The 11,776-nt window shown below is 35.8% G+C and carries 7 protein-coding genes; all 7 read right to left on the bottom strand.

All coding sequences use genetic code 11. From position 1 onward, the window contains the following. Nucleotides 1–73: 73 nt before the first annotated feature. From pal to NT145_03550, 7 genes are read right to left on the bottom strand one after another with little or no spacing between them, the layout of a single operon-like run. A complete protein-coding gene (gene pal, locus NT145_03580; GenBank protein MCX5781773.1) occupies nucleotides 74–589 on the bottom strand; it encodes a peptidoglycan-associated lipoprotein Pal in 516 nt (171 codons plus the stop codon). Between the two features lie 32 nt (nucleotides 590–621). Beyond that, nucleotides 622–2,847 carry a hypothetical protein gene (locus NT145_03575; GenBank protein ID MCX5781772.1) on the bottom strand — a complete coding sequence of 742 codons (2,226 nt, stop codon included), beginning with the start codon at nucleotides 2,845–2,847 and terminating at the stop codon, nucleotides 622–624. After that, nucleotides 2,847–3,629: a response regulator gene (locus NT145_03570; GenBank protein MCX5781771.1), complete on the bottom strand. Its 783-nt coding sequence runs from the start codon at nucleotides 3,627–3,629 to the stop codon at nucleotides 2,847–2,849. Before NT145_03570 ends, NT145_03575 begins: the two co-directional genes overlap by 1 nt. After that, the gene (locus NT145_03565; protein MCX5781770.1) at nucleotides 3,630–5,069 is read right to left on the bottom strand and encodes a protein phosphatase 2C domain-containing protein; all 1,440 of its coding nucleotides are present in this window, start codon (nucleotides 5,067–5,069) and stop codon (nucleotides 3,630–3,632) included. Further along, nucleotides 5,066–7,315 carry an FHA domain-containing protein gene (locus NT145_03560; GenBank protein MCX5781769.1) on the bottom strand — a complete coding sequence of 750 codons (2,250 nt, stop codon included), beginning with the start codon at nucleotides 7,313–7,315 and terminating at the stop codon, nucleotides 5,066–5,068. The genes NT145_03565 and NT145_03560 overlap by 4 nt, the downstream gene beginning before the upstream one ends. Before the next feature lie 29 nt (nucleotides 7,316–7,344). Continuing rightward, on the bottom strand, nucleotides 7,345–8,838 hold the full coding sequence (locus NT145_03555) for a hypothetical protein (protein MCX5781768.1): 1,494 nt from the start codon (nucleotides 8,836–8,838) through the stop codon (nucleotides 7,345–7,347). A gap of 15 nt (nucleotides 8,839–8,853) precedes the next feature. Next, nucleotides 8,854–11,745 carry a protein kinase gene (locus tag NT145_03550; GenBank protein MCX5781767.1) on the bottom strand — a complete coding sequence of 964 codons (2,892 nt, stop codon included), beginning with the start codon at nucleotides 11,743–11,745 and terminating at the stop codon, nucleotides 8,854–8,856. Nucleotides 11,746–11,776: the final 31 nt, after the last annotated feature.

Here is an 11,776-nt window from a genome sequence, read left to right as displayed (position 1 = left end):
TTCACCTGAAGTGGCAAAACATCCGGAAAAAATAAATCCGACTAAAATAAAAAATGGAATAAGAATTATATTTTTATTCATTATTTTGTTTCCTGTTCCTTACTCTCGTTTCCGTGCGCCTGTTTTTTGCCCAGGATTCCTCACTTGATCCTAAAACCGCGGGTTTTTCAGAACCATAGGATATTGTGCCGATATTCGTAAGAGGAACTCCTAATTTAGCGTAATATTCCCGAACCGAAAGAGCCCTTCTTTGACCTAATGCAAGGTTATATTCTACCGTGCCTCTTTCATCACAGTGTCCTTCAACTAAAAATGTCAAATCCGTATTATTTTTCATATACTCCGCATTTTTCTTGAGAGCATTTCTGGCGGCCTCAGTCAATTCTGATTTGTCAAAATCAAAGTATCCGATCTGCATTTCAGGAATTTTCTCCCAATCCGAGAAACGAACCGAAGGCTCTTGCTCCATTTCCTGCGTAGCCGTCGCTGTAACAGCAGCAGATTCCTGTTGTCCGGTTCTTACTAAAGTTTTTTTTGCGCATCCGATGAACAAAAAAACCGCTAACGAAATTACCAATAACTTTTTCATAAGTGTTCCCTCCGAATATTATTTTTACATTTCTATTTAATTCTATCCAAAGCTCTTTGTGATTCAACGTTATCGCTTTTATAGCGAAGTGATTTCTGAAAATATTCTTTTGCTTTCACCTGATTCCCCTTAGAAAATTCTTTGGTTCCTTCTTCGTAGTATCTTTTTGATAACAATTCAGAAACTTTGTCATATTCAATTCTTGCAGAAGAAAATTCAGGATTATTTTCAAGCGACTTTTTATATTCTTCATATGCCGCTTCTAAATTTCCTTTGCGCGCATAGTCCTGTGCCGTTTTGAAATTATTCTCAGCCATAGTGCTTTTGATTTTAAAAATATATATTCTTGAGTTTTCCGAATACTGATTCAGGGAATAGTCTTCGGAAGTCTTTTGAATGTCGCTAAATGCTTTCATGGCTTCCGAAAATTTGCCGGAATTATAAAGTTTCAAAGCTGTCTGGTATTGAGCATCTATTTCCTGCTTAATTTTAGTATCTTTATCAGAAGACTTTTCAGCCTTTTCTTTTATTTGTTTTTCTTTGAGCTTTTTAATGCACAAATTTCGGTAATTGACGGCATCCTGCCTGTTAGGGCTTGCCAATATTGCCGAATCAAAATATTTCAGAGCTTCCGCGTATTTTTCTTCGCTATACAATAAAACTCCTTTAAGATAAATTTCCTCAATCTGAACGTTAGATATTTTCTCAAGCTTAGCATTGATTTCTTTTGAATATTTCTTTGCTTCTTCATTATCCGGGTCTAATATTAAGAGTTCATTAATTTTATCTTTTGCAGAAACATAATCCGATTTATCGTAGAGTTCCTTGGCCTGAGACCAAAGTTCAATAATTTTGCTTTCGTTTTTCTTTCTAGTTTTTCCACGGTCAAGCTTTTGCCTACTTTCTTCAATATTTTTCTTTCCTTCAATTGCCTGAGCGTTAACAGGGTCTATACCAAGTACATAGTTATAGTATTTCAACGCTTTTAGCAAATTATTATCATACGTGGCTAACCGCGCTTTGGACAAGTATCTGCTTATTTTTACTTGAGTTTTCTGCTCAACTTTTTCAAGATTTTGAGCTATCTTTGCCAGATAATCCTTTGAAGGCTGATGATTCGGATATAATGAAAGTATTTCTTCAAATCTTTGACGGGAGTCCACATAGTCCCCCTTAAGATATTTTTCACGGGCCAGTTCAAAATTTTTGTTGAGATAATAGTCATAGGCTATACTCGGGTTAACTATATTGTTAAAAGCGATATCAATTCCTATTTTTTGAATCATCGAGAAATTTTTCAATGGTTCAGCCGAATAATTTATGCTCACATTTCCGAAATCAAGGCCAAGCCCCCCGCGCAAACCCGAGTTCAAGGAATCCGTCGTCTCCTGCCAGCCGATTCTTACGCTTAACGGATATATCGGTGAAATACTTGCTCCGCAGGCATAGGTAAGCAATTCGTCGTTTGTGGTTCTAGAAATTGTTGCTACACCGGTAAAATTTCTAATATCAGGATTTTCGTACTTCATTCCTATATCAAATGCAGTGGGAAGCACGGCTTCTTTTTTATAATAATTCAAGGATTTCCCCAAATTTTTAAATACAAAACTTCCGCTTAGTCCCATCGGCTCATAAATTCCGAAAATGCAGCCTAAATCAAAAGCAACTGCATTCGCCGAATAGCCGGCAATAGAACTATTTATAACTTTTAAATTCACGCCCACACTTCCGTAATTTTTTTCAACTGGAATAATTCTTTTTAAAGGAAATGCGAAATTTAGAACAAAAAGCATGTCTTCCGAAGTCGGTATATCATAGGAAATGCCGTTTGTATCATAGCCTTGGATATTTCCGTATGATAAAAGGGATACTCCGCCGCTGAAATTCCCGTTTTCTGTCGGCAATACAAAACCTGCAAACTTATAATTAATATCATCAGTCAGCTGTACGTTTGAAAAAGAAAACTTAGGCTGATAAAACTGAGCCATGCCAGCAGGATTTACAAAAATTGAACTGGGAGAATAATAGCTTGCAAGAATACTTGAACCCATGGAAGAAGTATGAGGATCAGGATTAATTGTTGAAATTTCTCCGGACGTAATTCCTGATGAAGAAAATAGAAGCCCTTGCCCTATAAAAAAAACTAAAGCTAAATAAAAAGCTTTTCTTGAAAGCCGAATGAAAAATTGTTTTGTAGAAGTTCCGAAAGCAAAACTGACAATCTCTATGCAAAATTTAAGGCCATAATAAAAATACATTAAGTCCTCCTTGCCAATTGATATTTTTTTATCCTTAATAATAAATCTTCCAAACTGAAAGGTTTAAATATGTAATCTTCCGCGCCCAGCTCAAAACATTTATCAACGGATTGTATATCCTCATTTGCGGTCATCATAATTATCGGTATATCTCTAGTTTCCGAATTACTTTTTAGAATACCGCAGATTTCTATACCGCTCGGCCCTGACGGAAAAGAGATATCTAAGAGTATTATATCAGGTTTTCTTTCTTTTGCAACGTTTAAAACATTTATTCCTTCATAAAGAATATCAGCTTCATAGTCTTTTCGAATAAGCAAATTCTTGAGCATATCGCATATCTGGCGATCGTCGTCTACAATAAGAACCCTTTTTTTGGGTGCTTGAGTAGGCGTAATAATTTTTTTTTCTTTATTTACTAATTTTAAAATCCTCGTTGCAAGATATTCGGGATCTATCGGCTTAACTATGCAGTCATCCCCGCCGACAGAAAAGCCTTTTTCAATATCTAAAGTTTCATCCCCGGTAATAAAAATAACCGGAATATTCGCCGTATCAGGCCTTTCTTTCAGTTGAAGATAAACATGAAAGCCGTCAACATCGGGAAGCCATACATCCAAAATGACTATATCGGGTTTTATTTCATTTGCTTTTTTAAGCCCCTGTTTTCCTGTGTTAGCTGAATAAGCCAAAAAACCATTTAGCCTCAATATAACAGTTGTTGTATCCAATAACTGCTGATCGTCGTCTATGATCAATACCTTAATATCGTTAGAAACCAACTAGGTTTTCCTCCTGTGTATTTTTTCAGGAACAATAAATAAAATCAACGGTTTCAAAGAATCTCCGTATTCAAGAGAAACATCTATACTGTCCTTAAGTTCCATTTTCTCGGAAATAATCTTATATCCCGGATATTTAACGATAATCTTGTGATTTCCTTTGGGAAGATCTATTTCCAGGGGATTTATTCCCGAAATTCCGTTAAATTCTTCCGCCCCGTCTTTTCCTTTGACAGAAACATAAACGTCCCCTAAAGGAATAGTATTTGCCCCCTTGTTCTTTAGCCAGTCCTGAATAAGCTGAAGCTTATAGACATTATCATTTGATTTCTGGAAAAGGTCCAGCTGTGCTTTTGAAGGGCTTCTTATTTCCATGCTTACACCGGATACTTTTCCAGTTAAATCCATCAGCGCTTTATTATAAACACTTTTATTAGAATTTATTAAAAAGGCTGTAAAACTTAATAGAAGAACAGCAATAATGGTTCCTATATATACAGGGCTTTTTAAAATATTTTTTTCTTTTGCCAGTTCAGGTACTTTAACACTGATTTTTGGCAGAATTTTCTTCAATACCTTGTCTTCTGAAATGGATTCAGCCTGAGCTTCTTCATTTATCGTAACAATTTTTGCCAATTTTTCAGTTCCAAGATTCTCTTTTGAAGCAGTTTCAAAATCCGTCTTAACAAAAACAACCGTAACATTATCTTTTCCTCCGGAATTATTCGCAGCGTGAATTAATTCGTTTACCACACTTTCGGCATTGTCTTTGTTAATTGAAACTATATCACGTATTGTAAAATCCTCAAGTTCGCCGTTAAGGCCGTCACTGCAAAGTAGATAACAGTCATTGGGTTTAATTTTTTCCTGTCTGTAGTCAATCTTAACCGTACTTTGAGTTCCAAGAGCACGGGTAAGCATGCTTTGTATTTCAGCATTTTTTACTTCCTGTTGGCTCATTTTGCCCGATTCAACTAGTTCGTTGACTTTTGTATGGTCTTTTGTCAGCAGCTCTATTCTTCCGCTTCTTATTCTATAAACTCTGCTGTCTCCGACATTGTAGATATGAACGACATCTTTTTTATTATCAAATAATATTGAAGATACTGTTGTTCCCATTCCTGAAAGTCTGGGAAATTTATCCGAATAATTTTTTAAAGCCCGGTTGGCAAGCCTGATAGCTGCCATCGGCTTCAACGCTTCAGGAGAATCAGATTGTATGCTTTTGCCTAAAATACCCTTTATATCATTAACATCCAACAGTTTGAACGACTTGATTACTATTTCTACGGCTAGCTGGCTGGCAAAATCCCCTGCCGCGCCTCCGCCCATACCGTCACACACGACAAAAAGATTTTCAGATTCAAATACACCAAGACTGTCTTGGTTATCGGATCTTAATCTTCCTACGTCGGTTTTTTCATAATGTTCAATTTTCACAAATAAAAAGTCCTATACCTTTTAGAATATTGTTTATTCCTATGAATAAAATATAGAATCATTAAAGCAAGAAAAATTAAAACACCTAAACATAATTTAATTATATAAGGTGTTTTATTTTCTCTTAAATCCGAAGAACCTGTTCTTAAGGGCCCTCCCAAATATACCGGCCATATTAACTTATTTTTAAATGTTCTTAAATTGCTTTTAAGCATCTGAATTGAATTAGCGAAATTACTGCAAAGAATTTCTATCTTGCTGTCTCCGTTAATATCGCCAATCATTAGAGTAGAAGTTATAGGATCATTGCTGATCTTTATTGCCGTCGCAATTTCCCAATCCCTTGCATGAGGCTGGCTTCGGGCTATAACCACATCACCTTCTTCAGTGCCAAAAGCCACACCAACCGAACCATTTTTATAAAAATCATATAACGACAATCCTCCGATAAGTCTTCCTCCGTCTGGAATTTTTGTTTTGTACAGCAGTTCTCCGGCAGGATAACCTGTTTTTCCTTTAAGAGCATATAAATAACCGTTAGGAGAAACAAACACAACATAGCTAGTTCCGTTACCGTTAATATCTGCTATTACCGGAGGAGAATTATGTTTAATTCCCGAGGGAGGTACCGGCTCAACAAAATATGTCCAGTTAACTCCAAAACTGGTTATATCTATTGCCGATACATATTGAGGCGTATTTGACAGAACTACAACTTCGGGAATTTCATCTCCGTTTAAATCACCCACAGCCGGCGGGGAAGACAATAAATGAACTTTGCCGGTTTTTTCTACAATATCTACTGTTTTTTTTGATCTATTTTTTCCGTCAAAGAAAAAAACTTTGCTGTTATAACAGCAAACAACAACCAGCGGAGATATTTTATCTGTAGAAAGAATAACAGGAGAAGCATAAATCGGGCCTTCAACGAATTCAGTATATTTTTGGAAATCCGCATCAAAACCAGGGTCATATATGAAATGAACCATACCGTCTTCAGCACAAACAACAACATCTTGTTTTCCATCCCCGTCTAGGTCGGCAATTGCCGGAGATAATTCAGAAATTGCTCCCCCTAAAACTTCTTTCCTGATAATTCCTCCGCTTTTACCGTCAATTAAATACAAAAGGGAAGTATCCGAAACAACTACGATATCTAAAATTCCGTCATTATTCATATCATAAAGAACCGGAGACGACTTGCCTGAATTGTATATTTCAACCGGCTTAAATATTTGATTGCCTTTTTTCCCGTCCCAGGCATAAAGAAATCCCGAAGGACTCAAAAACACGATATCATTTGTACCATCGCTATTTAAGTCTCCTATAGCCATTGAACCTGAAATATCATATTCTTTCGGCAAATTCCGCAAAGGATTTCCTGAAGGATTCCAAGCAGTTTCAAGATCAAAAGATATTTTTCTAACAGTTGACTGGCTAATTTTTATTCCTACTATGCCCGAATATCCCAACATAAATGAGATAATAAGCGAGCTGACTACTATAAACCTTATGAACGGCCCTCTGGCTTTTAAAAGGAATATTTCATGATTTTTCGGAAGCGAATAATCATCATTCCCGTCTTCAGCAAATCTGAATATCGTCCTGCCAATAGCAATCTCATCCCCATTTCTAATTTGAATTTCATTAAGTTGTCCTACTTTTTTACCATTTATCGCCACTCCGCCAGTGCTTCCAATATCTTTCAAAAAATATAAATTTTCTCTGAGCACAATTTTTGCATGACCTTTAGAAACGGTCATGTCACCGGCCAGAATTACATCATTTTCAATACCCTTCGGGGAGATTTTTTCGCGCCCTATGAATGTACCGGAATTTTTTATATGATATTTTTTCCCTTCAAATCTTCCGTATATACACAAAAGAAAATAATTTTTCCCTTTTGACTCATCTAATGAATAATCTTCTTCTTCTATTTCACGCATTATGTTTAGCGCATCTTTAAGAAATATAATCGTATAATTCCCTATTCCTATTTCGTCATTGTATTTTAATTCCGATATCGTAATAGATTTTTTATTCAAAGTTGTCCCGGTAAGCGTGTTATTATCTTTTATTTCATAGGTATCACTGACTTTGGTTATAGTGCAGTGATTTTCAGAAATGTTTTTGTCAGGCAGGAACACATCGTTGGCTCTTATACTGCCGATATTTATTATTCTAAGATTATTAATCTTATATTCAGCTGTAATTTCTGCTCTTTTCTTAATCAAAAGACGCGGCATTGTTTCTCCTAAATATTATTAAAATCCTTTTATGGTTTTCTAGTATTTTTAATTGAATTAATAGATTTTTCAATCTCATCAAGCCTTTTACTCAGCTCGGCTAGATCTTCACTTGCTGAAAGATTTCCTAACGACGATATTCTTTCCACGCTAGATATTTTATTATCAATTCGGGAAATTTCCTTTTCAAATTTATTATATATTGGAACTACTTTTTCGACAGCGTCAATTCTTTTGTTTAATTCCGCTATCTCCCTGCTAGAAATATTTGTGACAGTCATAGATTCGCTAGATGCCGGGGCACTTAATGAATTTATTTTATTCTCAAGTCTGGAAAGTTTTCCTTCTAATAATTTATTCTGGTCCGCCAAGGTCTCAAGTACTCCTATCCTTTTTGTAAGATCATTTAGCGAATCGCTTGAAAGACCTTTATCTGCTGGCATGTTTTCAAGCCTTTCTGTCCTTTTTTCAATTTTCGCTAAATCCATAGTCAAAGAAGATTTCTGGCCCAGATTCATTTCAAGCTTTTCTATTTTTTTTGATAGAACAGCTATATTTTCAGATAAACTTGATTGACTCAAAGATGTTCTTTCAGCGCTTTCAATTTTTCCTTCAAGTTCAGCCAACCTATCTTCCAATGCCGATAAATTTTCCGATTTTGAAGCCTTGAAAGACCCGGGATTTCTTTCTAGAGCACTAATCCTTTCTTCAAGCTTAGACAAGTCAGAATTAGAATAGCCGGTATTTTTGTTTAGAAAGCTTTCAAGCGATAAAATGCGTTTATTTATTTCATCAAAATTTAAACTTTTACCTTCAGATTTCGTACTTTTGCCAATTTGATTTTCAAGATTTTCCACCCTTTTAGCCAGCGTTTCTTCATTAGTCTCTTGAGATATTTTTATTTTTTCAAGAGCGTTAATTCTTTTTTCAATTTTTATCAGATCTATAGATGGCGCAGGCTCAGTTTTAGCGACTGCTTCTTCCACTTTTTCAATCCTTCCTAAAAGATCGTTCTGATTCTCTACCAATGTTTTGTTGATATTTTCTTGAGTAGTAGGCATGCTAGGAAGCTTTTTTGATATTTCATTTTTAAAATCAGAAAATACTTTTGAAGTATTAAGAGTTTTATCCAGAAGCAGGGGCATTCCCGGCTGAATATCAGTGATAATCTTATTGATGTCATAGCGATAATTAGATGTTTGACTAGTTTTTTCAAGCAGAGCTAATTTTTCTTTCATTTCGTCAATTTCTGCTTTAGCCGCAAATTTCAAAGATTTATCATATTCATACAAAGCGCTTATAAACTTTCCTCTGGTTAAAGGGCCGTCCGCTACGAACAAATTGGGTCCGTGCTGGTCAATAAAACGAGGCATTCTGGTATAAAAAAAAGATAAAATTTCCTGAAGCACAGGATCCGAAATGTCCTTCTTAGATTGCGCAAAAATGTTTATAGTGCACGCAAAGTAAACCATAATTACAATTATAGGAATAAAACAGCGTTTATTTTTTATTTTGATATGCACTTTACAGACCTCTATTTAGTATCGTAAAGGTTTTCCGCAATTTGTGCAAAACCTTAATTTCTTACCGGGTGTAATATTATAGGATGTGCCGCAATTAGAACAATAAATAGTAATTTCTTTTTGGCCGGATTTTGCCGTTTCAGTGCTTTTTGAAACGCCGGTAACGACATTTTTGCTTATAGCTTCCGGAACATTTTTTCCGGTAGTTATGCCTACCGTTGCGCCAACCGCATTGCCGACTGTAGCGCTTACTTCTTCTAGAGAATTTTTCAGCTCTGCGATCTTATTCGGTTCTGGTATTGCACTAACAGGTATTTTTGTATCCGGAACCAGATAAACTTCAATTACTTTTTTCTCGTTCGGCTTTATTTCTTCAACTATTGTTGTTCCGAGATAATTTGTAGCAACAATTCCAAGAGTGCTCATCCCGTATTCTACAAGGCCTTCCCAGACCCCATCTTTGTCCGTTTGTCCCAGAAGTTTATCTTTTGTCCAAATAGATGCATCAGGTATAGGATCTCTGGCATCACTGTCTTTAACGACAATCCTTACCATCACTTTTTTATATTGCATCTCGGCAACTATTGTGCTTTCATCATTAATATCAATTTCTTTGGTTTCAAATGAATCATATTCCGCATTTCCTTCGAAAAGAAACTTATATGTGCCGGGATAAAGAGCAATTCTGAAAGGTTTTGTTGTGGAAACTTCGCCCTTTATATCCACTTTAGAACCCTTGATAATAACATTTGTAGCAAAAGGTTCATTTGAGAGTCCTTTGGTTTTAATTTTAACAGTGACCCATCTCCTTAAAAAAATCCTCATGCTTTCGGAACTTCCTTTTCCGACTAAAAGCGTTGCCGTGGCTTCAGCATATTTTCCTTCCGGATCCATAAAACGCAGCAAGTATTCGCCTGATTTTAAAGCGACAACTATTGGCGTTTTTCCTCTATCTTTACTTTCATTTTTTATGTGCAGAATCATCCTTTGTGGAACAGTATTAATTGTAACTTTTTTTACCATGCTGCCGGAAAGCACAAAAACAGTATCTTCGCCAATAGACGTCATTTCATATTTCCAAAATTTTGGATCCGCATTTGCAAAAATTTCCGGAAGTGCTGCTTTTGTAAAATCTATACTGCACTGCCCTTCTTTTGTTTCTTTAGCCACAGAGCCCAGATCTTCAAAACCCGGAGCAGTTAGTTTTACTGTATGTTCCCCTGATGTAATAGTCCCTGTCCATGTTGAAACGCCTACCTTATTCCCGTCGATAAATATATCGGCGCCTTCAATATCCGAACGCACACGAAGCATAAAATCAAAAAACATTTCAATTTTTTGAAGTTTTTTCTTCTTTGCGCTCTTTGTCGGCTCTTCAATCTTTATTACTCTTTCGGTCGGTTTAAAGCCTTTTTTCTCTGCAGTGATTATGTATGTGCGCGGCAATATCTTTCTCAATTTTACCGGAAGCGTTGAATCCTGATCTGACACTATAATTTTGCCCTCGCGGGTTCTCATGCTTACTTTTGCCCCGCTGGGTACCGTGGTTATTATTATATCGGGAGGATAAAGGTATGAAAAAACATATTTTCCAAAAGTTGTGATTTGAAAGAAAGTATCTGCTACGCCAAAAATTATTAAAGCTACAAAAAATGCGATTATACCGCGTATAATCATTTTTTTGTAGGTTATGAATTTGTTTATGAACCAATCCCCCACTTCCTCAAAAACTGTTTTTCCTTTCTCTTCAGCCTTTGTTTCAAATTCCGGCTCATAACTCAGATTAATTTCTTTGTCTTCTGATTCTGAAATTTCTTTTATTTTTTCAAAATCCTCTTGTTCTTCCCTGTGAAGTTCCCCCATAATAAAATCTTTGCAGAAGAATTTTTCAATGTTAATATCGCTTTTGATATCCTGAATATTGAGCTGTTTCACAAATTTGATTGATTCTTTCTCAGAGTTATAACGTTCAGGCATTATTTTAGTTAGAAAACTTGATAATTCCAGAGTTAATTCTTCTGTTTCTTTAAGTTTTGATAGCCTTCTCATGTCCCTGAACATTTCCAGGGCTTTTTCATACCTGTTTCCCTTCTTTTTTTCAAGGGCTTTCCCAACAATTTCAACAAGATCGTCGGACAAATTCAAATTATTTAACAATTTAGAATCAAATTTAGTTTCAAGAACCTGGGCTTTTATTTCTTCATTTGTGCCTTTAAATAACGGTTTTCCTGAAAGCATTTCATACAAGACTATACCTACGGAAAAAATGTCTGAACGATGATCTATTTCAGGGTCGCACTCTATCTGTTCCGGCGACATATAGGCATATTTTCCCGTAACTATTCTTCGTTTAATCCTGCAGCTTATGTCATCCGCAGTCTTTGCAATTCCGAAATCGCTTAGTTTAATGTTGCCTTCAAATGAAATAAGCACATTTCCCGGAGAAAGATCCCTGTATACGATTCCGAAAGGCCTTCCCGTAATAGGATCCTTTGCCCCGCGATTTGCAAAATCTATGGCTTTTAAAATATTTCCGGTTATATGAACTGCGATTTCCCATGGAAGCCTTATATTAATTTCCTTGCATTTGCTAAGGATATTTTCCAGATCGTCTCCGCTTACATAATCCATAACGATATAATATGAATCGTTTGTTCCCTTCCAGAAATGCTGAACCCTGACAATGTTATCATGAATAATATTTTTAGCTATTAGCGCTTCTTTATAAAACATCTCAATATATTTGGGTTCAGTAAAATCTTTTAAAAGTTCTTTAATGGTGACGAAATTTCGCAATGAAAAATCGTAAGCTTTCCAGACAGTGCCAAAACCGCCCTGCCCGATCTTTTTTATGGTTAGATATTGATCGTTAATAAACAATTGTTTGTTATTATTTACTGTTGACATTTTTTTTGCCGCTCTGAAACAAACTTAATTT

It is taken from the genome of Elusimicrobiota bacterium (genome assembly GCA_026388075.1).
Taxonomy (GTDB): domain Bacteria; phylum Elusimicrobiota; class Endomicrobiia; order Endomicrobiales; family JAPLKN01; genus JAPLKN01.
Note: the sequence above shows the minus strand (reverse complement) of the source record. Positions and strands in the feature narration are given on the sequence as shown.

What these genes read in the sequence shown, in the direction of transcription:
- pal (MCX5781773.1), bottom strand. Translation starts at nt 589, where the DNA reads ATGAAAAAGTTATTGGTAATTTCGTTAGCGGTTTTTTTGTTCATCGGA.
- NT145_03550 (MCX5781767.1), bottom strand. Translation starts at nt 11,745, where the DNA reads ATGTCAACAGTAAATAATAACAAACAATTGTTTATTAACGATCAATAT.
- NT145_03560 (MCX5781769.1), bottom strand. Translation starts at nt 7,315, where the DNA reads ATGCCGCGTCTTTTGATTAAGAAAAGAGCAGAAATTACAGCTGAATAT.
- NT145_03575 (MCX5781772.1), bottom strand. Translation starts at nt 2,847, where the DNA reads ATGTATTTTTATTATGGCCTTAAATTTTGCATAGAGATTGTCAGTTTT.